30 protein-coding genes and 1 tRNA gene are annotated in these 24,734 nt (G+C 33.7%); 16 read left to right on the top strand and 15 right to left on the bottom strand.

Annotated elements, in window-relative coordinates; genetic code table 11:
* Nucleotides 1–8: 8 nt before the first annotated feature.
* Nucleotides 9–476 (bottom strand): thioredoxin-dependent thiol peroxidase, encoded by a 468-nt coding sequence (bcp, locus tag OPR44_RS07970; RefSeq protein WP_010403789.1) that lies wholly within the window; start codon nucleotides 474–476, stop codon nucleotides 9–11.
* 63 nt (nucleotides 477–539) lie between these two features.
* On the opposite strand from bcp, the gene gshB reads away from it, so the two are divergent.
* Nucleotides 540–1,466 carry a glutathione synthase gene (gshB, locus tag OPR44_RS07965; protein ID WP_264375202.1) on the top strand — a complete coding sequence of 309 codons (927 nt, stop codon included), beginning with the start codon at nucleotides 540–542 and terminating at the stop codon, nucleotides 1,464–1,466.
* On the opposite strand, the gene OPR44_RS07960 is transcribed toward gshB, so the two are convergent.
* Complete coding sequence (locus tag OPR44_RS07960) at nucleotides 1,451–2,473, bottom strand: UDP-N-acetylglucosamine--N-acetylmuramyl-(pentapeptide) pyrophosphoryl-undecaprenol N-acetylglucosamine transferase (RefSeq protein WP_265014887.1); 1,023 nt, start codon at nucleotides 2,471–2,473, stop codon at nucleotides 1,451–1,453. The genes gshB and OPR44_RS07960 overlap by 16 nt on opposite strands.
* A 73-nt stretch (nucleotides 2,474–2,546) precedes the next feature.
* Between OPR44_RS07960 and OPR44_RS07955 the strand changes: the two genes are divergently transcribed.
* The gene (locus OPR44_RS07955) at nucleotides 2,547–2,906 is read left to right on the top strand and encodes a hypothetical protein (protein ID WP_214303140.1); all 360 of its coding nucleotides are present in this window, start codon (nucleotides 2,547–2,549) and stop codon (nucleotides 2,904–2,906) included.
* A 1-nt stretch (nucleotide 2,907) separates the two neighbouring features.
* Here OPR44_RS07955 and lpdA read toward each other — a convergent pair whose 3' ends face one another.
* The 5 genes from lpdA to der form a co-directional block, all read right to left on the bottom strand.
* Entirely contained in the window at nucleotides 2,908–4,293 is a 1,386-nt protein-coding gene (gene lpdA / locus OPR44_RS07950; RefSeq protein ID WP_265014886.1) for a dihydrolipoyl dehydrogenase, read from the bottom strand.
* A gap of 612 nt (nucleotides 4,294–4,905) precedes the next feature.
* A complete protein-coding gene (locus tag OPR44_RS07945) occupies nucleotides 4,906–5,784 on the bottom strand; it encodes an aminoglycoside phosphotransferase family protein (protein WP_264376007.1) in 879 nt (292 codons plus the stop codon).
* Nucleotides 5,772–6,263, bottom strand: a complete 492-nt coding sequence (locus OPR44_RS07940) for a disulfide bond formation protein B (RefSeq protein WP_265014885.1) — start codon at nucleotides 6,261–6,263, stop codon at nucleotides 5,772–5,774. The genes OPR44_RS07945 and OPR44_RS07940 overlap by 13 nt, the downstream gene beginning before the upstream one ends.
* A 79-nt stretch (nucleotides 6,264–6,342) precedes the next feature.
* A complete protein-coding gene (locus OPR44_RS07935; RefSeq protein WP_265014884.1) occupies nucleotides 6,343–7,398 on the bottom strand; it encodes a hypothetical protein in 1,056 nt (351 codons plus the stop codon).
* Between the two features lie 132 nt (nucleotides 7,399–7,530).
* Nucleotides 7,531–8,856 carry a ribosome biogenesis GTPase Der gene (gene der, locus OPR44_RS07930; RefSeq protein WP_265014883.1) on the bottom strand — a complete coding sequence of 442 codons (1,326 nt, stop codon included), beginning with the start codon at nucleotides 8,854–8,856 and terminating at the stop codon, nucleotides 7,531–7,533.
* A 134-nt stretch (nucleotides 8,857–8,990) separates the two neighbouring features.
* Between der and OPR44_RS07925 the strand changes: the two genes are divergently transcribed.
* The 7 genes from OPR44_RS07925 (at nucleotide 8,991) to OPR44_RS07895 (ending at nucleotide 14,074) form a co-directional block, all read left to right on the top strand.
* Nucleotides 8,991–9,536 (top strand): hypothetical protein, encoded by a 546-nt coding sequence (locus OPR44_RS07925; RefSeq protein WP_265014882.1) that lies wholly within the window; start codon nucleotides 8,991–8,993, stop codon nucleotides 9,534–9,536.
* The gene (locus OPR44_RS07920; RefSeq protein ID WP_265014881.1) at nucleotides 9,506–9,808 is read left to right on the top strand and encodes a hypothetical protein; all 303 of its coding nucleotides are present in this window, start codon (nucleotides 9,506–9,508) and stop codon (nucleotides 9,806–9,808) included. Before OPR44_RS07925 ends, OPR44_RS07920 begins: the two co-directional genes overlap by 31 nt.
* Nucleotides 9,809–9,932: 124 nt before the next feature.
* Nucleotides 9,933–11,459, top strand: a complete 1,527-nt coding sequence (locus tag OPR44_RS07915; RefSeq protein ID WP_265014880.1) for an acyl-CoA carboxylase subunit beta — start codon at nucleotides 9,933–9,935, stop codon at nucleotides 11,457–11,459.
* A 749-nt stretch (nucleotides 11,460–12,208) separates the two neighbouring features.
* On the top strand, nucleotides 12,209–12,568 hold the full coding sequence (locus OPR44_RS07910) for a hypothetical protein (protein ID WP_265014879.1): 360 nt from the start codon (nucleotides 12,209–12,211) through the stop codon (nucleotides 12,566–12,568).
* Nucleotides 12,565–13,356: a M61 family metallopeptidase gene (locus OPR44_RS07905; protein WP_265014878.1), complete on the top strand. Its 792-nt coding sequence runs from the start codon at nucleotides 12,565–12,567 to the stop codon at nucleotides 13,354–13,356. Before OPR44_RS07910 ends, OPR44_RS07905 begins: the two co-directional genes overlap by 4 nt.
* A gap of 65 nt (nucleotides 13,357–13,421) precedes the next feature.
* Complete coding sequence (locus OPR44_RS07900) at nucleotides 13,422–13,676, top strand: hypothetical protein (protein ID WP_265014877.1); 255 nt, start codon at nucleotides 13,422–13,424, stop codon at nucleotides 13,674–13,676.
* A 47-nt stretch (nucleotides 13,677–13,723) separates the two neighbouring features.
* Nucleotides 13,724–14,074, top strand: coding sequence for a hypothetical protein (locus OPR44_RS07895; RefSeq protein WP_265014876.1), 351 nt, complete (start codon nucleotides 13,724–13,726; stop codon nucleotides 14,072–14,074).
* Nucleotides 14,075–14,215: 141 nt separating this feature from the next.
* Here OPR44_RS07895 and OPR44_RS07890 read toward each other — a convergent pair.
* Nucleotides 14,216–14,288: transfer RNA gene (locus tag OPR44_RS07890), tRNA-Thr, on the bottom strand.
* Between the two features lie 28 nt (nucleotides 14,289–14,316).
* Here OPR44_RS07890 and OPR44_RS07885 point away from each other — a divergent pair.
* The 3 genes from OPR44_RS07885 to pdxH are packed head-to-tail and all read left to right on the top strand — an operon-like array spanning nucleotide 14,317 to nucleotide 15,971.
* Entirely contained in the window at nucleotides 14,317–14,529 is a 213-nt protein-coding gene (locus tag OPR44_RS07885; protein WP_265014875.1) for a hypothetical protein, read from the top strand.
* Nucleotides 14,530–14,546: 17 nt separating this feature from the next.
* Entirely contained in the window at nucleotides 14,547–15,362 is an 816-nt protein-coding gene (gene mutM / locus OPR44_RS07880) for a bifunctional DNA-formamidopyrimidine glycosylase/DNA-(apurinic or apyrimidinic site) lyase (protein WP_265014874.1), read from the top strand.
* A 15-nt stretch (nucleotides 15,363–15,377) separates the two neighbouring features.
* A complete protein-coding gene (gene pdxH / locus OPR44_RS07875) occupies nucleotides 15,378–15,971 on the top strand; it encodes a pyridoxamine 5'-phosphate oxidase (protein WP_265014873.1) in 594 nt (197 codons plus the stop codon).
* Nucleotides 15,972–16,077: 106 nt separating this feature from the next.
* Here pdxH and OPR44_RS07870 read toward each other — a convergent pair whose 3' ends face one another.
* From OPR44_RS07870 to trmD, 4 genes are all read right to left on the bottom strand, one after another.
* On the bottom strand, nucleotides 16,078–16,875 hold the full coding sequence (locus OPR44_RS07870) for a phosphoribosylformylglycinamidine synthase subunit PurQ (RefSeq protein ID WP_265014872.1): 798 nt from the start codon (nucleotides 16,873–16,875) through the stop codon (nucleotides 16,078–16,080).
* A complete protein-coding gene (locus tag OPR44_RS07865) occupies nucleotides 16,872–18,125 on the bottom strand; it encodes a PstA family ABC transporter permease (protein WP_264375215.1) in 1,254 nt (417 codons plus the stop codon). The genes OPR44_RS07870 and OPR44_RS07865 overlap by 4 nt, the downstream gene beginning before the upstream one ends.
* 163 nt (nucleotides 18,126–18,288) lie before the next feature.
* Nucleotides 18,289–18,666, bottom strand: coding sequence for a 50S ribosomal protein L19 (gene rplS / locus OPR44_RS07860; protein WP_264375216.1), 378 nt, complete (start codon nucleotides 18,664–18,666; stop codon nucleotides 18,289–18,291).
* Nucleotides 18,663–19,361, bottom strand: coding sequence for a tRNA (guanosine(37)-N1)-methyltransferase TrmD (trmD, locus tag OPR44_RS07855; RefSeq protein ID WP_265014871.1), 699 nt, complete (start codon nucleotides 19,359–19,361; stop codon nucleotides 18,663–18,665). The genes rplS and trmD overlap by 4 nt, the downstream gene beginning before the upstream one ends.
* Before the next feature lie 74 nt (nucleotides 19,362–19,435).
* Here trmD and purC point away from each other — a divergent pair, with 74 nt between their 5' ends.
* Nucleotides 19,436–20,158 (top strand): phosphoribosylaminoimidazolesuccinocarboxamide synthase, encoded by a 723-nt coding sequence (gene purC / locus OPR44_RS07850; protein WP_265014870.1) that lies wholly within the window; start codon nucleotides 19,436–19,438, stop codon nucleotides 20,156–20,158.
* Here the strand turns inward: purC and purM are convergent.
* Nucleotides 20,155–21,192 carry a phosphoribosylformylglycinamidine cyclo-ligase gene (gene purM / locus OPR44_RS07845; RefSeq protein WP_006014063.1) on the bottom strand — a complete coding sequence of 346 codons (1,038 nt, stop codon included), beginning with the start codon at nucleotides 21,190–21,192 and terminating at the stop codon, nucleotides 20,155–20,157. The genes purC and purM overlap by 4 nt on opposite strands.
* Before the next feature lie 137 nt (nucleotides 21,193–21,329).
* Between purM and OPR44_RS07840 the strand changes: the two genes are divergently transcribed.
* The 3 genes from OPR44_RS07840 (at nucleotide 21,330) to virB9 (ending at nucleotide 23,069) form a co-directional block, all read left to right on the top strand.
* On the top strand, nucleotides 21,330–21,605 hold the full coding sequence (locus OPR44_RS07840; protein WP_012481935.1) for a hypothetical protein: 276 nt from the start codon (nucleotides 21,330–21,332) through the stop codon (nucleotides 21,603–21,605).
* A complete protein-coding gene (locus OPR44_RS07835; protein WP_320157113.1) occupies nucleotides 21,569–21,955 on the top strand; it encodes a histidine phosphotransferase family protein in 387 nt (128 codons plus the stop codon). The genes OPR44_RS07840 and OPR44_RS07835 overlap by 37 nt, the downstream gene beginning before the upstream one ends.
* A gap of 328 nt (nucleotides 21,956–22,283) precedes the next feature.
* Nucleotides 22,284–23,069: a P-type conjugative transfer protein VirB9 gene (virB9, locus tag OPR44_RS07830; protein WP_265014869.1), complete on the top strand. Its 786-nt coding sequence runs from the start codon at nucleotides 22,284–22,286 to the stop codon at nucleotides 23,067–23,069.
* Between the two features lie 7 nt (nucleotides 23,070–23,076).
* Here the strand turns inward: virB9 and OPR44_RS07825 are convergent, their stop codons facing one another.
* Together OPR44_RS07825 and mraY are read right to left on the bottom strand one after the other, a co-directional pair.
* Entirely contained in the window at nucleotides 23,077–23,670 is a 594-nt protein-coding gene (locus tag OPR44_RS07825) for a ribonuclease HII (protein WP_007302272.1), read from the bottom strand.
* A 5-nt stretch (nucleotides 23,671–23,675) separates the two neighbouring features.
* Nucleotides 23,676–24,656, bottom strand: a complete 981-nt coding sequence (gene mraY / locus OPR44_RS07820) for a phospho-N-acetylmuramoyl-pentapeptide-transferase (protein ID WP_265014868.1) — start codon at nucleotides 24,654–24,656, stop codon at nucleotides 23,676–23,678.
* Nucleotides 24,657–24,734 lie beyond the last annotated feature (78 nt).

The raw sequence follows: 24,734 nt of genomic DNA, 5'->3' as shown, positions 1-24,734 counted from the left end.
TCTTTAATTTATATTCTCCTTACTTCTTCTAGAACCTCATCAACATGTCCACTAACTTTTACGTTTTTCCAGATCTTCACTACTTTACCTTTTTTATCTATTAAAAAAGTAGTGCGCTCTATTCCCATATACTTTTTGCCAAACATGCTTTTTTCTACCCAAACACCATATTTTTCCAACATTTCAGCATTTTCATCAGAAACCAAAGAAAATGGCAAAGAATATTTTGCTTTGAAGTTAGCGTGGCACTTAACGCTATCTTTTGATACACCAATTATCACTGTGTCAAGAGAAGAGAAATTTTCTATTTTGTCTCTAAAGCCTTTTGCCTCCATTGTACAGCCCGGAGTATCGTCTTTAGGATAAAAATAAAGGACTACATTTTTTTTATCAAAAAATTCACTCAGCGATAAAATTTCGCCAGAATCTGTTGGCAAACTAAAATCAGGTGCATTATTTCCTACTGTTAATTCCATACTTTGCTCCATTATTAACACTTTTATGGTACTATAGTATATTGTAATAGGAAGGGAGGATAAATGAAAGTAGCTTTTCAAATGGATGAAAATATAAATTTTGAAACTGATACTACATTTGCATTAATAAAAGAAGCGCAGAGGAAAAAGTACGAAATTTTTGTTTATGTACCTAATAATTTAGCACTCAAGTTAAATCAGCCAATTGCCCTTGCTCAGAAAGTCAGCGTTGATGATTGTAGCTTCATTTCAAAAGAGGATGTAGTAATCAACCTAAATGAAATGGATATCATATTTATCAGACAGAATCCACCATTTGATATGCGGTACATTACAACAACCTATATCTTAGAAAAGACTACTGCGTTAGTAATAAATAATCCAACAGAAATAAGAAACTGTCCTGAAAAATTAATTACTTCACTATTTCCAGAGCTAATTCCTCCAACTTTGATCACTGAAAATATATCGATGATTAGAAATTTTTGTCACGACTATCAGGATATCATCTTGAAACCACTATATAGCTATGGAGGAAATGACGTAATAAGAATACAAGACCAAAATAGCATTCAAGTGGTAGTCGATCTCATGATTGCAAAATATGAATGTCCTGTAATTGCACAAGCATTTTGTAAAAAGATAAATACAGATAAAAGAATACTGCTACTGGATGGAAAGCCAATAGGAGTAATGAAGCGAGTTCCAAAGTCTAGCGGAGAAATCAGAACAAATATGCGGCTTGGAGCAAGTTTTGAATCTATTGAAATGAATGATAGAGACACTGAAATATGTAATAAAATTGGTCCTGAGCTAAAGAAAAGAGGGCTAATATTTGTTGGCATTGATATTATAGATGACTTCCTTCTTGAAATTAACACAACTTCGCCTACGGGAGTAGTTTATATCAATAAGTTGTATAGTAAATCACTAGAAAAAGAACTATGGGATGCATTTAAAGAAAAAGCAATTCGTCAACTAAGTTCTTGAGCTATTGCCTTAATAAATTCAGTAACTCCATTCCTTATTCTTGTTTTCTTAGTATTATTAGCCATATCACGCAATTTTTGACAATTTTGCAATAAATCAACTAGCAACTCTCCTAGATTCTTTTTCGCGTTACTATTTTGCTCAACCATTACAGCTGCTCCCGAATCTTCAATATGTTTTGCATTATAAAATTGATGGTTATCTTTTGAGTGAGGATAAGGAATATATACAGCAGGACGCTCAGCAAGAGTAATCTCTGCTATTGAAGTTGCCCCCGCTCTGCTAATTACCAAATGAGCATTGGCCAGTTTATTTTCCATATCATCGAGAAACTCACTTAACTCACAATCAATTCCTTCACTTTTGTATAGACTCTTGACCTTGTTTATATTTTTCTTTGTACATTGCTGCGTTACTCTAATCCTCTCTTTTACTTCAACAGGTAGATCACAAATTACGCTGCTCACTACATCATCAAAAAAATTTGCACCCTGACTGCCTGCTATTATTAACACGTTTAAAACTGTTTCAGCTCTAGAATAGCCTTGTGCTTCTATATCGACAAAATTTCCTGTAAAAACGCATTTACTACCTTCTGCATACTTAGTCTCTGAAAAGCTAGTTGCAATTAATTTTGCACTCTTGAAAAAGAATCTATTTACTCTCCCTAAAACTGTGTTTTGTTCATGTAAAACTATAGGTATAGAAAGAATCTTTGCTGCAAGAAGAGTTGGAAAAGAAGAGTAGCTACCAAAACCAATGATTAGCTTTGGTTTTAATTTTCTCGTTTGATACAGTGCTAATACACAACTATACATTAACAAAAAGAGAAACTTCAATTTGTTGCCACTTGGCTTGCACAATGGTAAAATATAACTTTCTATATTGATGGTTTTTTGATCATTGAATAATATACAATTGTGCCCTTGTACCTTTAGTGCTTTTGCTAAGGTTATAGCTGGAAAAACATGCCCACCTGTACCGCCTGTTGCTAGAATAATAGTCATCTGTAAGTAGTAATTTGATAATATATTGTTAATTATTTTTTAATACTTTGCATGTAAAATTTTATCAAGCTTTATGATAGTTGAGTTAAAAATGCCTAAAAGTAGTGACAGTAAAAAAGAATCTAACGTAAAAAATAAGCCTCAAGAGCAAAGCAGAAGCGGAGGTTTACTAAAAAACATAATAAAAGCTCTTTTTAACTCAGTTGTTGATCTACCTCAGCAAGAACAACTCAATAAAAATATTGATAGACAACAAGGTTTAGACAGTAAAAGAAAAAGCCCAGAGGATCTTAATCAGGAAAAAAAGCTTGAAGTGAAAGAAGCAGCTGAAGGGTTAAAAGAAAAGTTAGAAAAATCTGATATTGGTAATCAATCTATTAGAATTGAATCGCCTAATCAGGATAATTGTAGCTCTAAAACAATGGATCGTTAGCTTAACTATTTAACGATTCATCATCTGCAGCAAGTACTGATTCGTGTATAATTTCCGAAATAGTTGGATGAGGAAAAATCGTAGATTTTATGTCGCAGTCTGTTCCCTCTAGTTGCTTTGCAAGAGCGAAATTGCTAATTAACTCTGTTACTTCCGCTCCTATCATGTGGCTACCCAGAAGTTCGCCTGTTTTTTTGTCTATAATTGTTTTCACTAAACCTTCAGTTTCACTTAGTGCAATAGATTTACCATTAAAGTTGGAGTGAAATTTTCCTACTTTTATATCGTATCCACTTTTTATTGCCTGTTCCTCAGTAAGGCCAACGCTTGCTACTTGCGGATGAGAGTAAGTGCAATTTGGTATGCACTCTTTTTTTAACTTATGAGCATTTTTACCGGCAATTTTCTCAACACAGATTACAGCTTCATGACTTGCTTTATGCGCTAAACATGGGGGACCAGCTACATCACCTATTGCATACACACTTGATTCACTTGTTTCATACCACTCATTCGTTTCAATGAAACCAGAAGGACTCAACTTAATTTTTGTATTTTCTAAACCTATATTTTCAGTGTTTGCTTGCACGCCAACTGCAACAATCACCCTATCAAATTCTTTGCTCTCACCACTACTTAGTAACACTTGAGCAAAGTCTTTATTTTTAGTCAAAGCTTTTACGCTACTGTTTGTATATATTTTTATCCTTTGTTTTGTGAATATTTCTTGTGCTAAATTTGAAATATCTTTATCTTCCAGCGGCAAAATAGTGTCTTTTACTTCTATAATTGTTACATCAACTCCCAAAGTACTATAAAAACTTGCAAACTCTATTCCTATCGCACCAGAACCTATGATTAGTAGAGATTTTGGTAACTTCTTTGGAGTCATAGCGTGCTGCGCATTCCATATTAAATCTCCATCTACTTCGATTCCAGGAAGATTTCTTGCCCTTACACCTGTTGCTAAAATGATATGCTTGGAAGAAATTTCCTCCTCCTTTTTGTCATTAAGAATTTTTATAGTACGATTACCTGCAAGTTTACCGAAGCCTTGATGGACTTTGATGTTATTTTTTTTTATCAAATACTCAACACCACTTGATAGCTTGCCAACAACGTTCCTTGAATATTTCACCATTGATTGTATATCAAAACTTGCATCCTTTACTTTTATGCCAAATTCTTCTGATCTTCTTATTAATCTATAAATTTCAGATGCTCTAAGTAGCGATTTTGTTGGTATACATCCCCAATTTAAGCATATACCACCCAAATTTTCCTCCTTTTCAACAATTGCAGTTTTAAGTCCAAGCTGCGCCGCTCTAATTGCTGCTATATAACCACCAGGACCGCTGCCTATAACTGTAATATCATACTCATTCATCAGTTTTCTTCGTATGCAAAAGACTATATATAACAGATGGAACCCGTATGATCAATGCTCAGGTGCATAGAAGCGGCTTGACAAACCTTCCCACTTTTCTTCTTATATCAATAAGAGTATTTATCCTTGTTTTTAATCTCTGCAGATTTAACAACAAAATTCAGTAAAAAACTCAGATATTTATTGGCAAATTACATAAAATTATAGCGGCTGCATGTTTTTTAAAATTTTTCTACTTCAGCCAAAACACGCTTGTTAGCACATTATCAATTTACATTATTAAAACTCACTACTGGGGGATTCTTTTGCCTTTTTTCTATTTAGTAAATTTCTTAATATTTGTAGCTAAAATTTCAGGATGTCATTCCAGCACTTCTTATTACCTGTTCTGGATCCCAGTATCTGGGCACTGGGATGACAAAAACATAAGATGACACCGAAGGGGCTACTCGCATCTTTTTAGCCCAAATCACAATGTTCGTACAGCTGTGACTAGTATGATACCTTCCTTATACAAAAAATTTTTTGATAAAAAAACTGGATTTCAATACTGAGATTACATCCTTTCTAGTGGAGATTGCTCTCAAATCACAATGTTCATACAAATATACTTTATGAATTGCGTTTATAATCTCTAAACACTTCATTAATAGTGTGCCAAGCTTCGACAGCGTTCGTGTTTGTGGTAATATCAGCAAGAGCCTTCCATAAAGCCCAGGCACGGCCACGAGTCCAAGTGCTAGCATCCAACGGAAGCATTGCACGGAAGATTTTTCGGCTTTCTCCTCTAAGCAGCGTCCAAGCAATCATTAGATCGCAAGCGGGATCGCCGATCCCCAATCCTCCAAAATCAATGACGGCACTCAATTTTCCTTCTTGCACCAATAGGTTGCCAGCACTAACGTCACCATGGACCCACACTGGCAAACCTTTCCAAGCGCTTGCTAGCGCTGCTTCCCAGAGCTCGATTGCAGCATTGGCATCTATTCTATCTTTTAGAACGGCAATTGCTTGCTTTGTCTCAGCATTATAGGTTGTTAGTACCCCTCCACGATAGAAATTATGTGGTCCGGGAAGAGGCCCATCTGTAGTATCTATGCGTTGTAAAGCAGCGAGAAATTGAGCAAGGCTGGTTGCAAAGTCATTCAGATCTGCTATGTGCACAGATGCAGCGGTGTTGCCATCAATCCATTGGTAAATAGACCATTGCCACGGGTAACCCTCACACGACTCTCCCATTGCCAAAGGCTTTGGAATTGAAAGTGGCAGTAAAGGTGCCAACCTGGGTAACCACTTTTGTTCCTTTTCCACCTGCATTGCATACTTTGCAGCGCTTGGCATACGCACAAGCATGTGATCACCCAGACGAAATGTTCTATTGTCCCATCCACCGGGCACGATTTGGCAGATAGATAGATCTTTAAATTGCGGAAACTGGGTGACAACTAAGCGGTGTACAAATGCAGCATCTACTCTTGCTACTTTTTGCACCAATTGTGCCTTAAATTTCTTTCTTTACAATATATCCTACCTGATACAAACAGGGCTACTATAAGATAAATAAGATTCCATGTTGCTAACGAAACACCAAAAATATAATGAGGTCTGTCACAAGACGGAGAGTAGTTAGGGTTTAATAGATTATTTCTTAGCTCTTCTATGCTAACGTTACCACTTGCTTGCTCTGTACAGCCTAAAACATCATGAAATAAGTGGAGTTCAAGACCTACATGATAAAAAGATATTATTGCACCAATGAGATAGCTGCAAAACATCGCATAGACTAGGATTTTGTTGTCTTTGAACATATACGCAACTGCAAGTAGCCCTGTAACATAGTAAACTACTCGCTCGTATATACATAACTTACACGGTATCATATTGAAAAAATACTCTAGCACATATGCAAAAATTAAAGCGACAGCGCTTGATAAGAGAAAAATTATAGAACTGTTATTTACATCTGACATAGTTAATGAATTACTACAATATCTGTGAAGAGTCAACTCTTGTTTGACAACGTTTCATGTAACGATAGAACACTAAGTACTATGTTACTACTTTTACACCTCTATACATATGCTCGCCGTTGTATATTGGTTCAGTAATCAGCCCTTTCATATCAGTTGCAACTCTAGTATCACTATCTATTTTTGCAATTTCTTCTTTGGTATACAATTCATCCTTGTTTTTCGTCCAGCTATTGTCATATTGAATATCAACTTCTCCTCCATTGGTTTTAAACCCAAATGTTTCTTGCATAAGCAATCTTGCTTCTTCCAAACGTCTATTGTAACGTTTGTTAGAATCTTGATAGCTAGATATAAGAAGAAGAACGTCATTAGAAAGAGTGAAATATACTATCTCTTCCATAATTTTGTAAATCTCATGTTCTGATAACTTAAACAAAGGATAATCTTTTTGAAACTTATTCTTTACTTCATTGTAAATTTCCATAATTTTTACTCTACCAGCATCGCTTAGAGCAATGATAGCATTTTCAATACTTGCTATACCATCATACTCATAACCTTTTCTGTCATTTTCAGCAACCAAAAAGCCATGCACAGCCTGAATCTCACCAACTTTCTTATCTTCTTTAGGTAAGATATCAAAATCAAAATAGATCATAGGAGACTTCAGTGCTAACAACATAAATATACGCATACTGTCTATCTCAACACCAAAAGATAATCTTTTACTTTCTGGAATAGAGTATAGATCTTTGAAATATTGAGATACATTGTATAAAGGACATTTAGATAGTTCTGTTTTCTTATTTGGTTGTAAGTGAAAGCTGAATTCATACTCTCCTAAATCCAGCTCATTAAAATCTATAAGTTCTATATTTTTGTTTGGGTTAAATTTTCTGTTTGATATTTTATTCTCCAACTCTTTACGTTGCGTAGGAGTAAAACCAGATCCATTTATTACTAACTTCACTACACGCGTATCTTCTCTTTTTGCCCATTCGCTCAATCTCTCCAAATATTTTTCTGGAATCAGGTATCCATATTGCCTTGGAAGCCACTGAAATACTAAAGGTGTATCAACCGTGAAAGTATGTGGAGATCCAGGCCTTAAATCTTGTCCTTTATAATTCATAGCAAAAGTACTAAACAAGTTAATACTTTACTATACAATATTAATTTATCAACTACTTATTTAAGTAATATTATTTACTTATTAAGAATGTTAATAAGATAAAAAACTATATTATTAATAAAACAAGATTACCTACTTTACATAGGGATTCTTATTCTTTTTCAAAAGCAATCTGACTGGTACGCCTTCAACAAAGAAGTTTTTTCTAAGAACATTAGTCAAATAACGTTTATAACTCTCATCAACACTTTCCGGGACGTTGCATACCAAAGAAAAAGCTGGAGGTTTGGTGCCAATTTGAGCAATATACTTCATTTTAATCTCTCTACCTTTTATAAGTGGGTGAGAATGTTTTTCCACAGCATCTATTAGCCAATTATTCAGTTTTGCAGTGCTGATCTTCTTGTTTAAGGATTCACTCACTTCAAGACACTTATCTATCACATCACCACAGCGCATACCTTTCAATGCAGAAATTGTTACAGTTGGCACTTCCAAAAATAACCGAGTCACTTCCTGTTGTTTGACAAATTTTATTAACTTACTTCTGTCATCCTTACCTATTAAATCCCACTTATTTAAAACAATGATAATTCCCTTCCCCCCTTTAATTGCAGCTTCAGCAATTGATAAATCCTGCTGCTCAACGCCAAGCAAGGAATCTAGCATTAAAATCACTACATGAGAGCGCTTTATTGACTCTATACTTTTTTCAACAAATCTTGATTCTAAGTTATCAACAACATTTGCCTTTCTGCGGATTCCCGCAGTATCGATGAGAGTGATTAATTTCCCATTATGGTCGTATGAAATATCCACAGAGTCACGCGTGGTACCAGGTTTTGAGCTTACTATTAGTCTATTTTCTGCAAGTAAACTGTTTAAAAAAGTTGATTTTCCAACGTTTGGGCGACCGATGATTGCAATCCTCAGTCTAATGGACTCACTTTCAGGCAGCTCAGTTTTTTTGTTAAAATCTTCAATAACACCAGCTAATACATCATAAAGATCAATCATACCAAGATTATGTTCGGCTGAGATATACACCGGACCTATGAAGTTGAAGAACTGCAAATAATCAACATTTTCCGATTTATGACTTTCGCATTTGTTTGCTATTAGTATTACAGGTTTGTTCGTTTTTCTCTTCAGCCACTTTGCAAACTCTTTGTTCTGCTCGTTTTGCACTTTTGCATCAACAAGAAAAAAAATTACATCTGCGCTTAATAAAGAAAACTCTATTTGTTCAATAACTTGTAGTGAAAAACTGGTTTGGTCATTCCATCCTCCTGTATCTATAACTTTAAACTCTAAATCACTAATTCTTCCAATTCCTTCACGCCTATCTCTCGTTACTCCTGGAATGTCACTAACTACCGCTGCTTTTCTTCTTACTAGCCTATTAAATAGAGTTGACTTGCCTGCATTTGGAAGGCCTATTATGACTATTTTCAGCATAGTTTAAGAGCATGTTTTGTACATAATAGATTATAATCAAAATTTTTCATTTTAACTATTGACTTGATAGATTATATACCTATCCTAAAATTAGGATATTTTATCTTAAGTTTATTATGTAAAATTGGAGGGCTATGCATAATGCAAATGAAACTTTAATAATGAATTTCGATCAAGTTGCTCAATTAACTCCTCAAATTTATAAATTAGGGACACCTTATAACAACAGGACACGTATATATAACTATATAACTTTAGCTAAAGCATTGGAGAATCTCAATGATCCATCCCGGTCACATGAAAATAAGGAGCTTTTTTTGAGTGACAATGATGAAGAAACTAAGAAATTTCTGAGTGTAATTCGAAAAGGAATTGCTGAATATACAGGTAATGATTCTGTAGATGTGAGGTTGAGAGGAAAAGAAGATAAATCATTTACTGCATGGGTATCGTTAAAAGAAGGCAGAGGTGAGTTAAAATTTGATAACTCATTTCCTGGTAAAGTCTTAAAGGATAGTAATCCAAAAATTGGAGCTTTTACATTGGTATCTCCAGAAGATAAAAGGTTGGTGCGTGTTTCACAAAGTGATGATGGTGTAAGGCTTTATCAAATACTAAATGAGTCTTGTATAATAAATTTAACTGGAAAGTGGGTGATAGAGATTGCAGTATTGCTTTAAATATTAGTAAAAATGGTAACGTATTTTGTACTGATTTAAGTGATAATATAAGTCCTGAGGACTTCGAGGAAAACAAAGCTGTAAAAATAAAAATTGGCTATTATGAGAATAAGAAGATGGATAAATATAATGACATGACTTTAGCAAAATTGGTCTCATGGGCTTCAAACTTACAAGGAATTGAAAGAGAAGTTATAACAATTAATCCATCAACAGGTGTAACAAGTGCACAGAATGTTAGTGAGTCTCAGCATTCTCAAAATATTAAATAGAAATTGCTAGCGCATTAATTATCGTACACATACACCGTTGCATGCAGCAACGGTGTATGTGTATAATCAATAGGATTTGTAAGCTCAATAAAGTTTACAACCAATTTGAAAGTTATTTTACTACATGCAAGACTCTGAAATACTAGAAACTCTAAAGATCAAAACATTAGAAGCCGAAAAAGGAGGAGGTCCTGATAGAGTTAACAAGCAACATGAAAAAGGAAAGCTAACCGCTAGAGAAAGGCTGAGTATATTGCTCGATGAAAATTCATTTCAAGAGTATGATAAGTTTGTGAAGCATCACGCAACTGATTTTGGCATGCAAAATGCTGATTTTTTAGGTGATGGAGTTGTAATTGGCCATGGTACTATTTATGGCAGAAAAGTTTTTGTTTATTCTCAGGATTTCACTGTCTTTGGTGGATCACTTGGTGCATCACATGCAAAAAAAATATGCAAAATTATGGATATGGCAATTAATGCCAGGATTCCAATTATCGGACTAAACGATTCTGGTGGAGCCAGAATCCAAGAAGGAGTAAATTCCCTTGCTGGTTACGGAGAAATTTTTCAAAGGAATGTAAATGCATCAGGCGTTATACCACAAATCTCTCTAATCATGGGCCCATGTGCTGGCGGTGCAGTTTACTCTCCAGCACTAACTGACTTTACTTTCATGGTAAAAAATAGCTCATACATGTTTATAACCGGACCAGATGTAGTGAAAAAGGTTACCTATGAAGATGTAAGCTTAGAAGACCTCGGTGGAGCAAAAATTCATACAAGCAAAACAGGAGTAGCAGATTTTGCATTCAATAATGAAGTTGAAATGCTACTAGAAATGCGTGAATTCTTTACCTTTTTGCCAGCAAACAATCAAGAGTTGCCAAAACCTGTAACAATCTGTGACTTAATTGATGATGTTGATGAATCTTTGAACACTCTAGTTCCTAGTAATCCTAATACTCCTTATGATATGTATGAACTCATTGAAAAGGTGTGTGATGAAAGGAAATTTTTTGAACTAAAACCCGATTTTGCCCGTAACATCATAATTGGCTTTGGCAGAATTGGAGGAAATACTATTGGTGTTGTTGCAAATCAACCTATGCACCTTGCAGGATGCTTGGATATTGACTCTTCAAGAAAAGCTGCGAGGTTTGTAAGATTTTGTGACGCATTTAACATTCCCATCATCACACTTATTGATGTTCCAGGTTTCCTGCCAGGTACAAATCAAGAATACAATAATATAATACAACACGGAGCGAAACTGCTTTACGCTTATGCTGAAGCGACCGTGCCGAAAATTAGCCTTATCACTAGAAAAGCGTATGGTGGTGCATATATTGTTATGAACTCAAAGCATTTAAAAGGTGATATAAATTATGCTTGGCCAACCGCTGAAATAGCTGTAATGGGCCCTGAAAGTGCAGTTGAAATTATATTTAGGCATGAAAAAGACCAGCAAACGTTAATCAAAGAATATAAAGAGAAATTTGCTAATCCATTTTTTGCTGCATCACATGGATACATTGATGACATTATAGTGCCAAGTAAAACAAGGCATCACTTTCACAAAGCATTAGAGCTACTTAAAAACAAGAAAGTAGAAAGAATATGGAAGAAGCATGATAATCTTCCTTTGTAACTTTCCTCTCAGTCTTTATTGTAAGGTCTACAGTGCCGTTACACCAAGTTGGATTACCAATAACGCTAACTTTTGGGTTCTTTTTTCTATAATATATTCTTATAGCTAAAAAATTACTTCCGCATATTCTAAATCTGATTATAATGACAATTAGAGATACTTTTAGAGCTCAAAAATTTATCTTTGTCTGCAGACTTTTTTTTATTAAACAATCAAACTCATAAAAAAATGTAGCGTATCCTCTTCAGCGTATGTGGGTGCATACACACATACTTAATTTCTGTCGTATGTGCACTGCATTTTTTTCTAATCTTTTTTTCATAGGGGGATTTTATGTTCAGAATTCCAGATACTTGACCTTTACTTTAGCTAATAAAAACCAACTGGTACCTGCGGTTTTTATAGCCTCAAAATTTCAATCAAACTTCAACTATCATTCAAAGAAACTTATAGTTATTCTTAGTGTTATTACTGTAGTAACAGCGCTATGATGATAAGAATATGGAATCCTTTATAACTTTTTTCTCAGTCTTTATTATAAGGTGTTCAATAATATGGGAAGAGTAAAGTTTTAAAGAGATAATTAAAATTATCCTTATCACCTACTTAGCAATAAATTATATTTGCTTAATCGTAATTACTTACACATTCTTCAATGTCCTGTTTTATTTATGGCAAACATTAAGCTTAAAAATGTACACAGTCTATTAAATTATATTATTTGTTTTTTCCTTATATACATTCAGTATATGCATTCTGCTATTACTTTAGATAACTCTTCATCACATTTAAAAAACTTACCTGATTTTTTACCTTTTAGAAAACCTTTTGATAATATAGAAAAAATTATTAGAACTGACAATTTTAGAAGTTTTGATCTTGATAAAAGAAATAAGCTTTATACCAATGCTCATAATAGTATCAGTCTTGTAAATATTATTAATAAAATTATCTTAGCTCAAGATAACTTATTCATACTAGAAAGTAAGCCGTATAATATAGTACTTGTTGATAATCCCAATCTTAGTAGAACTACAGGTGCTGCAGGAAAGGACTATGTAATTATTGAGGGAAGCTTAAAAAAAATATCAAAGATTATACTAGAGTGATATCACATGAATTAATTCACAGATATATAGGACATATAATAGAGCAAGACAACGATAAGAAAAATGAAATAAAATATAAGTGGTTTTTTGAAGGATTTACGGAATTTTATGGAGTGAAAACCTTACTTGACACGAAACTTATTGATAAAGATGAGTACTTAAAAATAATTAATATTACTTTAAAAGAGTATTTTAATTCTTTAATACCTAATATTGATTTCGAAAAAATAAATCAAAAGCATTTACTCGATCAAAACATAAGCATGTTGAGCTATAACAGAGGTTTTATTCTTGCAATGATAATTGATGAGAAATTAAATGAGATTAGTAATGGAGAATATAACTTATTAAATGTTATAAATAGAATAATAAATGAAGCGACTTCAAAGCAAGTTAATTTTAATGTTGACTTATTTGCAAGTCATTTAAAACATTACTTATCAGAGTCCTTTATAAAAGATATCATAGCCTCTATAGGAGATTCTAGCATACTTCTCAGTTTATTACCCAGTAGATTACTGAATAAAAATTTAACTTTCCAAGATACTGATAAGTATAGTGATATATGCTTTAACTTAACCAGAAGTCTAGAGCTACAAAAGATACGTGGGGTTAAATTAGGTAGTGATTGCAATAATATGGGACTCAAGAATGGTCAAGAACTAAAGTGTTATAGTATTGACTTTAATAGTGGTAATATTAAGTTAAAAGTCCTTAAAAACAAGATACCGAAAGTTATACATTTGAAAGCAAATAAAATGACGAGTAGCATTCCAATATATAAATAGCTCAGATAAATGCTTGACAAAAGCTATAGTAAACCTAAACTTTGCTATTTTAAAGCAAAGTAATTATGGTAAATGACGAAGAAAAACAAGTGGATTTATTATTAGAGCGTCTTAGCGTTAATATTGGTCAAGTTAGTAGTAGTATTATACTTAAAAGAATAGAGAAACTTTCAGGTAATTTTCATGGTAGAAATAATCACAGTAGCCATTGTCAGTTTGATAGAGATGGTGGAGGGCATGGTAATATATGCTGGGCAGATAAGATAAAAGAAGACCTGACTGAGAACTATCATAAAAAGGATAGAGAAATTTCTATATAACTTTTCATTAGAGCTATTTTACGGTAATTATTCAAGAGTTGAAGGATTTGGCAAAAGAAGTCCTTTTGTATTACACGTTAATATGTGTTTCCAATAATGGTAATCTCGGCCCACTAGATGATTTGAGAACATGTGTCCCTCATAAGTTTGTTGAATATAACATAAGCAATACTAGTTGGGCTAAGTTCTTATCAGATAAATTTTTTAATAACTTTTTGAGTGATATGGAAAACAGGCCTGACGATTGTAAGCAGTGTTGTTATGAAAATATTTGTGGTGGGGGAAGTTATGGTAACAGGTTTAACCCTGCCAACGTAAGTTTTAATAATCCTTCAGTATATTGTGAGGGATTTTTGGCAAAGGATTATACAATTTCTTTTAATGCATGGATTTTCTAAAGAAAAATTACGGCAGGTATTATTGAATAGTAATACTGAAAAAGCAGCTTAATGGTAGTGTATAAAAGGTATTTACTAGACGTTTTTCTATAATCTAATTAGCATCTAGAGGATTGACTTTATGAATATCGTCCTCTAAACTGCCGTTACCAAGATTCGAACTTGGGACCTCGTCATTACCAATGACGTACTCTACCACCTGAGCTACAACGGCAAGTTCACGTATTATGATAATGAATAACATGAAAAAAAATAAGGAAAAAGAAGAAGAGAGAAAAAGATTGGCAAAAGCTTTAAAGCAAAATATTCTAAAAAGAAAAAAACAGCAACAGAGTAGACAAAGCAGATCCCTTCCAAAATTTGTTTGTGGTGAGGAATTTTTAGGAGAAAGCGCCGCAGAATACCCAAACGTATTTGAGGAAGCTTTAACAACAAAATTACCATCAGAAACTTAAGTTTTGAAGGAGGTATCATGCCAGAACTCCCAGAAGTGGAAGTCATCTCTAACTTCTTATTTGATAAAATCAAAAATAAGAAAATAAGCAATGTTACAGTCAATAATTGGAATTTGCGTGTACCAATAACAAAAAATATTGATGATTTGCTAAAGGGCAAAGTTATAAATGATATCAAGCGTAGAGGTAAATATATAATCTCGAATATAGATGCTAGTATGGCTGTAATCATACATCTTGGCATGAGCGGAAAGCTTATATATGCTGAAGACAATCAAGCACAGAACAAACATGATCATGTGATATTCTTATTTTCTGACAACACTTCACTAATCTTTAATGACCCAAGAAGGTTTGGATTAGTGATTGTTTTAAACAGAGAGCAAGAACTAAATTTTTTTAATAACCTAGGAATAGAACCCCTCACAGATGAATTTGACGGAAATTATTTACAGAAGTTGCTAAAGAACAGAAAAGCAAATATCAAATCAGTATTAATGAATAATAAGCTAATAGTTGGCGTAGGTAACATATATGCTTCTGAGAGCTTATTTAGAGCTCGAATATCACCACTTAGGCTAGCACAAGATTTAACATATATAGAGTGCGAAAAACTTGCTATCGAAATAAAAAATACTCTGAGTGATGCAATTGCTGCTGGTGGTTCAACACTGAAAGATTATGCACAACCATCTGGATCTGCTGGATACTTTCAAAATAACTTTTACGTATATGGTAAAGTGCAAAAACCTTGCAGAATCTGCAACAATATCATAACACTTATACGACAAAATGGTCGTAGCACTTATTTTTGCAATGCATGTCAGAATTAAATTTTATTTTTGCATATGACACTCTCACCTGAAAAAGATCCTTTTGATTTGTTCTCAAAGTGGTATCAAGAAGTACTTAATTTTCCGTGTAAAGAGTCAACTGCAATGACGCTAGCAACGTGTAGCAAAGACTGCATTCCATCTGCAAGAGTGGTATTACTAAAGGAGTATAGTAAAGAAGGTTTTGTGTTCTTTACTAACGTAAACAGTAGAAAAGGAAAAGAATTGACTGAGAACCCCAAAGCTGCACTCGTATTTCATTGGACAGAATTTTCTAGACAAGTACGAATTGAAGGAGAAGTTAGGCTTCTAAGCGGCAAAAAGGCTGACGAATATTTCTCTTCTCGAGCACGTGATAGTCAAATTAGCGCGTGGTGCTCAAAACAATCAAGAGTTCTGAAAAATTGGCAAGATTTTGAGCAGGCTATAGAATTGAAAGAGAAAGAATTTCACAATACACAAGTTTCTCGTCCTGACTTTTGGGTGGGATTTTGCGTAATCCCAAAGGTAATTGAATTTTGGCAAGAAGGTGAATATAGGAGACACACTAGATTTAGATATACTCTTGTTGAGAAAAGCAATTGGAAAGTGAAACAATTATATCCCTAACGTTAGAGAAAGCTACTCTGCAGATCAAAGATAAGGATTTATTGTCATAACAAGGAAAGTAACTTTTTATGGCTTAAAACTTGTTGTATGTAACGTATTGTAATACTTACGCAAAATATTTTAGTGCATTCTCAAATATGAGCATTCCATCACCATATTTTGGCATAGCCACTCCTGAACGTTTACATTTTTCTTTTTCAAGAGGCCAGTTGTCCTGCTGAGTAAAAAATATTCCTCTCTCTGGGTGAGGCATTAAAGCTAAAACTCTACCACTTTTGTCTGACAAAGCTGCCAGGTCGTATATAGATCCGTTTGGATTGTAAGGAAATTGTAAATTTGCATAGTCACCATTTTCATCAACGTAACGCAGTGCAACGGAATTATTTTTAATCAATTGATTTAAAATATCTTGATCCATAAAAAACCTGCCTTCTCCATGAGCAACAGGAAGATATAGCTCACTCAGGCCCCGTAGCCAAACAGAACTACTCTGCGGATTAACTCTCACTCTAATCCAACGACATTGGTAATTACCTATATCATTAGAGGTTAAAGCTAGATTAGAGAATTCTGGAACTAATTTTACTAATATCTGGCAACCATTACATATCCCTATAATAAGCTTATCCTGAGATAAGAAATTTTGAAATTCGTCTAACAAGTTGTTTTTTATACGCAAAGCAAATGCATTACCAGCACCAGTATCATCACCATAGGAAAAACCTCCTGGAATTGCAAGTATATTGCTTAATTTTAGTTCACTTGGATTATCTATAATATCATTAATGTGAACGATTTTTACTTCAATATTATTAATACCAAGCTTTCTGCTGCATTCCATAAATGCAAATGCAGTTTCTTTTTCGCAATTTAAGCCATAACCAGATAGGATTGTAATTTTCATGAATCAAAAAACTCGAACTTTCTTTTTACAAAATTTGCTATTAAATTCAAAGCAAATAGCATTAACAATAAAGCTATAATTGCAATGGCAGCAAGCTCAATAAATGCAATTTCAGGACTACTTGACCATATGTATATTTGTACAGGTAAAACAGTTGCCGGATCGAAGAAGGATGTAGGTGTATCAGCAATAAATGCTACCATGCCTATCATAAGTAAAGGGGAAGATTCGCCTAAAATCCTTGCAATTGCAAGCACTGCACCATGTATTATCCGTGGCAACGCAATCGGTAAAGAGTGATCCAATATCACCTTGATGTGAGGTGCACCTAGCGCAAACGCTGCATCTTTTATTGCAATAGGAACGTTTGTAAAGGCATTTTTTGTTGCAATAATAATGTTAGGCAGCATCATAAATGAAAGAGTCATCCCGCCAACAAGCGGTGAAGAACGGGGTAAACCAAATATGCCCAAGTAGAGAGTCAGTCCTACCACACCAAATATTATCGAAGGCACTGCAGCAAGGTTATTCATGCTAATTTCTACAATACTGGTTATTAGCCTATTTCTAGGCATAAATTCATAAAGACAGATACCTGACATAATTCCTATTGGCAATGCCAACGCTAAGCATACTATAATTGTCATTAATGAACCGATAAATGCCCCTAAAATCCCTGCATTCTCAGGCTCACAAGAATCAGACTTAAGAAACAGAGACTTATTAAAAAATTTTCTTACTCTTCCCTTCTCTTTTAACCAATCAAGTAATTTAGCATAATGATCATTCAAACATTTATTTTTATATAGTGAATTGATCACACTCGATGCGGTAAACCAAATCTCATATTCACCACTATTTTTTACTCTCTTAAGAAAAAACCTCTCTAGCTCCTTGTAAGAGTTACGACTTAAAATTTCGTCACTGTCTTTAAAGTCAATTCCTTCAAACACTTTATGTAAAGAGTTATTGAGTAGTCTAATGGACTTATATCGTAAATCACCAGGATTATTAGTTAAAATAAGATCAGCATTTATTTCAACTGGCAATAAAATTTTCGTTACTGTTAAAGCACTGTAAGAGTTAACTAATATACTTAGTAATATACATATAGGACACCCAATTGAGACAATCAGTGCTGTAAAAGAGCAAAAGCATAAAATGTTGTTCTTTTTATTTTTTCTTTTTACACGAGCATGTACGCGCTTAGATTGAAGTAACTTAAGGAAGTTTTTCTTTATTATACCCATTTACTTTTCTTTACATGAGGATTTGAAAAAACTTTCCCCTTTTTCCAGTGATTGACACTGGGATGACATCACAGCGGGAGGCAAACGTACAGTTGTGCGCCACACACTGGGATAATAAGAGAGAGTTTTGAGATGATACAATTGACATCACTCCCTATTGTATCTACTTAGATTTTTTTTTAACATAAGTAGTACGTTCTTTGATCCTTGCAGCTTTCCCAAATAGCTTGCACAGATAATATAATTTTGCTCTACGGACCTTTCCCTTTCTTATCACTTGTACTGAAATTAATGCAGGAGAGTAAACAAAAAATTGTGATACTATACTTTCTCCATGACTTACCTTTCTAACTGAAAAAGAAGAGTGTAATCCACGATTTCTTTTTGATATACATACGCCCTCAAATATCTGTATACGCTCACCCATACTATCAACTACCTTAAAAGTGACCTTCAAATCATCGCCAGGACAAAAAGCTGGCATCTCTTTGGCTAACCTTTGTATTTGTTGTTCGTTAAATTTTTCAAGTAAGTTTGTCATTTATCATCTCCATTCAACAATTCAGGTCGACGTTCCTTTGTTCTAACATATGACTGTTCCCTTCTCCAATCACTTATTTTTCTGTGATTGCCAGACAACAGAACCTTAGGAACTTTGTACCTACTCCACTGCTCAGGCCTAGTATATTGAGGATATTCAAGCATACCACCACTATAACTAAAACTTTCTTCAGCAACGCTATCGAAATTATTTACTACACCTGGAAGAAGCCTAATACATGCATCAAGAACCACCATTGCAGCTGGCTCACCTCCCGAAAGTATATAATCTCCAATACTTAACTCATAAGGAGTATACACATCAATTACTCTTTGGTCAACACCTTCAAATCGACCACACAATATTGTTACATGAGGAATTTCTGTTAGCTCCTTTGCAATGCTCTGATTAAATTTTGTACCAGATGGAGTCATATAAATAAATCTAGTATTTTTATGAGCAGAAAGCACATTATCAACTGCATTACCAATCACATCTGGGCGCATAACCATCCCTGCTCCACCTCCATATGGAACATCATCTATAGTTGAATGTTTATCTTTAGCAAAAGAACGAATATTTACTATTTCAAGATTCCATATTTTTTTTTTCAACGCTCTTCCAGCAAGAGAATAGTTCAAAAATCCGGGGAACATTTCTGGAAATATGGTTAATATTGTAACATTGAACGCCATTAAGGTTTATTTTAAGTTATTTGGGGCTATACTCTAAGAACAGTAAATTGATATGATACATAGTTAAATTAAATATGTCACTGAATAAAACGATATACGAAGGTAAAGCCAAAGTCATTATTGAAACTGAAGACTCATCAACTGTTATACAGTACTTTAAAGATGATGTTACAGCGTTCAACAAGGAAAAATATGAAATTATTGAGGGCAAAGGAATAATTAATAATCATGTTAGTGCTTTTATCATGGAAAAGCTTGAAGAAGCAGGAATTAGCACGCACTTTATAAACACTCTAAACGAAAGAGAACAGCTAGTCAAAAAACTCAAGATAATACCTCTTGAGATAGTGGTTAGAAACATTGCAGCTGGCAGCTTTTGCAAACGTTTTAATATCAAAGAAGGTGAGACACTTACATCTCCTATAATCGAGTTTTTTTACAAAAATGATGACCTAGCCGACCCAATGGTGAATGAAAATCACATATTATATTTTGGTTGGTTATCCCATAAAGAAATGGAAGAAGTTAAAACTACAACTTTAAAGATCAACAAAATCTTAGTCGACCTATTTTTAAATGCAAATATATATTTAGTTGATCTCAAGTTAGAATTTGGCAAATTGATAAACAACAGCACTAAAATCATTTTAGCCGATGAAATCAGCCCTGATAATTGTAGGCTATGGGATAAAAATACGCATAAAAAGCTAGACAAAGATGTTTTCCGTTTAAATCTAGGAAACTTAAAGGAAGCATACTCAGAAGTTGCAAAAAGACTGTCAGTAAAGTTAGACTAACTAAATACTACTCTATCAAGTGGAGGGTTACATGCCTCATCAAGTTTTCCAATAATCTCAATTTTTTCTCCACGCTTTTGGAAATGGCTTTCCACATCCTTCATATTATCGGGATCTACAATCAGTACTATACCTATGCCGCAATTAAATGTTTTTAACATTTCTCTCTTTTCTATTTTGCCTTCTTCTTTCAGCCATAAAAATATATCTGGCCATTTCCAAGAATTAATATTTATGTCTACAAATAAATTTTCTGAGAGAATTCTTGGAATATTGTCTATTAACCCGCCACCTGTTATATGCGCAATGCCTTTTACCTTTGGCATAATAGGCAACAAAGAATCAACATATATCTTTGTTGGCTTAAGTAATATTTCACCCCAAGATTTATTATTCCATGGAGATATATCATTATAATTTATACCTAAGCTTTTAAAAATATGGCGCACCAAAGAAAATCCATTTGAGTGAATTCCATTTGATTCTAAACCAACTACACAGTCACCTGCTTTCATTATACTACAATTTGGAAGAATTTGCTTTCGATCAACAACACCAACCACAAACCCTGCAAGGTCATAGTGATTATTACCATACATTCCAGGCATTTCTGCAGTTTCTCCACCAACTAATGCTATTTTAGATTCCTTGCACCCTTCTGCAATGCCCTGGATTACAGACAATAAAACGTTTTTGTTTAAAACGCCTGTTGCAAAGTAATCAAGGAAAAATAAAGGTGTTGCTCCTTGTGCAAGTAAATCATTTACACACATTGCAACTAAGTCTATACCTATAGTATCATGCTTATTCACCTCTTGAGCTATTAATAGTTTTGTGCCCACTCCATCAGTTGAGGAAACAAGTACTGGATGGTCGTATTTCTTACTCAGCGAAGAAAAGTCAAACAATGCAGAAAATGATCCTACTTCACTAATTACTTCTTCTCCTTTAGTCTTTTCAATAATAGGTTTAACTTTTTTTATTAGTTCATTATATAGTTTAAGGTCTATTCCGGATTTAGCATAAGTATTCATAACGCCTTCATAAATCTTATAATTATTAATACTACATTAATGCTTTGACACAAAAAGCGCAACGAAACTTTCTCTTAAATTGACTACTACATGCCTACCAATATAGGGTTAACTTAAATCATTTATACTTTTATCCAATGAATAAAAACATAATGTTAATAACAGAATGCCTATCAGGACGAATTCTTCATGATTTTGCTAGTTCTATGCAAGGAATAGTGGGTGGATTGGAAGAGCTTGAAGAAAACAACCCTAATATGCAAAACGAAGCATTGTCATTGCTTAAAGAAAGCTCCGATGATTTAATATATAAATATAAAGTTATGAAGCAAGCGTATTCTCATTCATCAGATAATTGCAGCTTTGTTAAGACTAAATCCAATATAGAAAATTATTTATTAAAAAAAAAGTAAAGCTTCAGTGGAGAGTAAGTGAATGTCCTACAGAAAACTTAATTAAAAAAATAAATAAGATAATTTCCAATATGGTGATAACTATAATCAGTGCAGTGGCACAAATTGAATTAGTGTCTATTTTGCTGACTAAAACAGAAGATAAAACACTACTCACTATAAAAGTAGTAAATGAACATAAATCAATAAGTACATTATTAGTGAGCAAATTAACAAAAAAAAATGATATTCGTTTAGATACAAAAGACATTATTATCTATATGACTTCTTTACTGTTAGAACAGTATAACACTAAAATCAATTGCACTTGTGAAAGTAATTCACTGAATATAGGCTTAACTATAACTTGAGGTGGCTTCATATTTCATAAAAAGGAATCGATACTATAAATTTGAATCTTGGATAAGGAAAGGAAAAATTTTGTGGAGTAACTTAGACATAAAATCTGTAGTTAATTTCTTTGCAGGGAGTGTTAAATAAACTGTGTCAAACCGAGAAGTAAAAATAAAATAGAAACAAAAAATGGAGGTTTGACACAGTTTATTTAACACTCCCCTTTTTCCTGCAGTAATGAATTATTATGAAGCTTGCATTTTCTGTCGCTTACTACTGGGATAGCTTAACAGTTGCAGTGCATGTCTATCAATGATAAAATGAAGATCAGTTTATTTTGATACTATGATTAGGGTACTCTTTGTTGCACTATTATTTTTTTGTGGTGGTGATGCACTTGCAAAACAGGAACCACGACCAATAGCTGGTGATAACCACATAAAGGTAATGAATTATAATCCACAGGCTATACATAAGTACACGGGCTTTTATGGTTATCAATCCAGCATATTGTTTGAGCCAGGGGAGGTAATAGAGAGTCTTTCAATGGGTGATGCAACCGGTTGGCAACTCCTTCCTCAAGGTAATAGATTATTTATTAAGCCTATAGATGATATTGCCGATACTAATGCAACTATAATTACCAATAAAAGAGTTTATTATTTCGAGTTTCATGCTGAAGAAGCAAACGGGCTAGATGATCCAAGGTTAGCATATGAAGTAAGGTTTCTTTATCCACTGTTCAACAGTGATGAAATTTATTCAACGAGTAACGGTGATATTCTAGAGCAAGCTAGTCATACCACTATCCCTGATATAAGTGATATTGAGGTTATAAAGAAAGGCTTGAATTTTAACTATTCCATCTCGCACGTTAAAGGCAGTCAATCAATAATACCAATTAAGGTTTTTGATGACGGAAAATTTACATATCTACAATTTAATAAAATAAACTCTGATTTCCCGGCAGTTTTTATGGTTGATTCTGCAGGATATGAATCCTTGATAAATTTTCGTACAGTTGATGACTACCTGATAATTGAAAGAGTAAGCTCGGTATTTACCTTAAGAAACGGATCAAGTACAGTCTGCCTGTTTAATGAAAACATACCTTTCAAAAAAGGTAAGTGATTAAAGGCTATAGTATTCTTATAGGTGCAAAATTCTTTCTATGGTGCTTCGTAATTCCATGAAGGCCAATAGCGCTGAGGTGTTCTTTTGTTCCATATCCCTTATTTTTATACCAATTATATTGAGGATGTTTATTATGCAATTCTTCCATAAGCCGATCTCTTGTAACTTTTGCAACGATTGAAGCAGCTGCGATTGATATACTTAAGCTATCACCATTCACTATAGATTTTACTTGCCATTTTACTTCAGGTGGTTGATTACCATCAACTAGCACATAATCTAGTTCTAGATTCAAGTTTGCCAACGCACGTTTCATTGAAAGCTTTGTTGCTTGCAAAATATTGTATGAGTTTATTTCTTCTACGCTTGCCATTCCTATACCAAATTTTGCAACAGACGTTATTTTTTCGTATAGAACTTGCCTACACTTAGGGGTTAGCTTTTTTGAGTCGTTTATTCCATCAATAACCGTATCTCTATCAGTAAATATTACAGCTGCAGATATCACTGGACCGGCAAGCGGACCTCTTCCAACTTCATCTACTCCTGCTATAATTCCTGATAATGTATTTTCTAATGAAAAGTCTGGATATTTCATAATTCCTATAATAAGAAAGTTAAAGCAAAAATCGAACAAGCAATAGAAATTATCCAAAATTTTATAACTATTGTATTTTCTGACCACCCTTTCTTTTCAAAGTGATGATGTATTGGTGTCATAAGGAAAATTCTTCTTCCTGCTCCATATCTAAATTTTGTATATTTAAAATATGATACCTGAATAATCACAGATAAAGTCTCTATTACAAAGATTATTCCAATAACGGCAAAAAGCATTTCTTTTTTAATTAGAACACTAATGAGTCCTAAAGCTGCACCGATTGATAGGCTTCCAACATCACCCATAAATATTTTTGCTGGATGTGTGTTAAACCACAAGAAACTTAAAATAGCTCCTATAAATGCAATGCAGAATAAAGTAATGTTTACATCTGTCTGAGTGATGTATGCAATTAGCCCCAAAAAAGCAAAGGAAGTAATGGCTTGAGTTGCAGCAAGGCCATCTAGGCCATCTGTAAGATTCACAGCATTAGAAGAGCCAACAATAACAAATGCAGCAAACGGAAGATATAGATAGCCAAGGTCGATTGCTACTTCTCTAAATAGAGAAATTTTTGTAAAACCTTCAGCAGATTGTAGCTTAAGTATAAACATACAGACCAGAGTAACGACAAACTGAATAAGTATTTTGGTTTTTGCACTTAAACCTCGGTGGTGATTTGTCTTCAATTTTAAATAGTCATCAATAAATCCAAGTAGAGCAAAAAATAGAGTTATAAATACCAGTAATGAAATTTCTGGTGTTAATTGAGTCCAAAGCAGGATTGGTAATAAAGCAGAAGTTAGTATTATTATTCCACCCATAGGTGGTATATTCTTTTTTGTTATTAAATGACTTTCTGGTCCATATGATCTGATTGGTTGTCCATCTTTACTTATCTTTTTTAGAAGTTTTATAAAATAGGGAAAGAGAATAAACCCAAAAATAAATGAGATAAAAAACGTCTTTGTAGCTGAGATCACCTGCCTATTCAAAATTAACTAGATATTATACCAAAAGCTTTACCTAATCTCAATTTATACCTTTTTATCAGCTTATTT

Origin of the sequence: Wolbachia endosymbiont (group B) of Camptogramma bilineatum, from assembly GCF_947251825.1 — a bacterium.
In the GTDB taxonomy this organism is placed as follows: domain Bacteria; phylum Pseudomonadota; class Alphaproteobacteria; order Rickettsiales; family Anaplasmataceae; genus Wolbachia.
This window is presented reverse-complemented; position numbering and strand designations above follow the sequence as displayed.

Bases quoted from the DNA above. Each gene is read 5' to 3' on its own strand.
- OPR44_RS07925 (WP_265014882.1), top strand. From the start codon at position 8,991: ATGCATAATGCAAATGAAACTTTAATAATGAATTTCGATCAAGTTGCT.
- OPR44_RS07960 (WP_265014887.1), bottom strand. From the start codon at position 2,473: ATGACTATTATTCTAGCAACAGGCGGTACAGGTGGGCATGTTTTTCCA.
- OPR44_RS07840 (WP_012481935.1), top strand. From the start codon at position 21,330: ATGAATAAAAACATAATGTTAATAACAGAATGCCTATCAGGACGAATT.
- OPR44_RS07955 (WP_214303140.1), top strand. From the start codon at position 2,547: ATGATAGTTGAGTTAAAAATGCCTAAAAGTAGTGACAGTAAAAAAGAA.
- lpdA (WP_265014886.1), bottom strand. From the start codon at position 4,293: ATGAATGAGTATGATATTACAGTTATAGGCAGCGGTCCTGGTGGTTAT.
- rplS (WP_264375216.1), bottom strand. From the start codon at position 18,666: ATGACAAACTTACTTGAAAAATTTAACGAACAACAAATACAAAGGTTA.
- pdxH (WP_265014873.1), top strand. From the start codon at position 15,378: ATGACACTCTCACCTGAAAAAGATCCTTTTGATTTGTTCTCAAAGTGG.
- OPR44_RS07825 (WP_007302272.1), bottom strand. From the start codon at position 23,670: ATGAAATATCCAGACTTTTCATTAGAAAATACATTATCAGGAATTATA.
- virB9 (WP_265014869.1), top strand. From the start codon at position 22,284: ATGATTAGGGTACTCTTTGTTGCACTATTATTTTTTTGTGGTGGTGAT.
- gshB (WP_264375202.1), top strand. From the start codon at position 540: ATGAAAGTAGCTTTTCAAATGGATGAAAATATAAATTTTGAAACTGAT.
- OPR44_RS07935 (WP_265014884.1), bottom strand. From the start codon at position 7,398: ATGAATTATAAAGGACAAGATTTAAGGCCTGGATCTCCACATACTTTC.
- der (WP_265014883.1), bottom strand. From the start codon at position 8,856: ATGCTGAAAATAGTCATAATAGGCCTTCCAAATGCAGGCAAGTCAACT.
- OPR44_RS07865 (WP_264375215.1), bottom strand. From the start codon at position 18,125: ATGGGTATAATAAAGAAAAACTTCCTTAAGTTACTTCAATCTAAGCGC.
- OPR44_RS07910 (WP_265014879.1), top strand. From the start codon at position 12,209: ATGCATTCTGCTATTACTTTAGATAACTCTTCATCACATTTAAAAAAC.
- purC (WP_265014870.1), top strand. From the start codon at position 19,436: ATGTCACTGAATAAAACGATATACGAAGGTAAAGCCAAAGTCATTATT.
- OPR44_RS07885 (WP_265014875.1), top strand. From the start codon at position 14,317: ATGAAAAAAAATAAGGAAAAAGAAGAAGAGAGAAAAAGATTGGCAAAA.
- OPR44_RS07915 (WP_265014880.1), top strand. From the start codon at position 9,933: ATGCAAGACTCTGAAATACTAGAAACTCTAAAGATCAAAACATTAGAA.
- bcp (WP_010403789.1), bottom strand. From the start codon at position 476: ATGGAATTAACAGTAGGAAATAATGCACCTGATTTTAGTTTGCCAACA.
- OPR44_RS07870 (WP_265014872.1), bottom strand. From the start codon at position 16,875: ATGAAAATTACAATCCTATCTGGTTATGGCTTAAATTGCGAAAAAGAA.
- OPR44_RS07940 (WP_265014885.1), bottom strand. From the start codon at position 6,263: ATGTCAGATGTAAATAACAGTTCTATAATTTTTCTCTTATCAAGCGCT.
- trmD (WP_265014871.1), bottom strand. From the start codon at position 19,361: ATGGCGTTCAATGTTACAATATTAACCATATTTCCAGAAATGTTCCCC.
- OPR44_RS07900 (WP_265014877.1), top strand. From the start codon at position 13,422: ATGGTAAATGACGAAGAAAAACAAGTGGATTTATTATTAGAGCGTCTT.
- purM (WP_006014063.1), bottom strand. From the start codon at position 21,192: ATGAATACTTATGCTAAATCCGGAATAGACCTTAAACTATATAATGAA.
- mutM (WP_265014874.1), top strand. From the start codon at position 14,547: ATGCCAGAACTCCCAGAAGTGGAAGTCATCTCTAACTTCTTATTTGAT.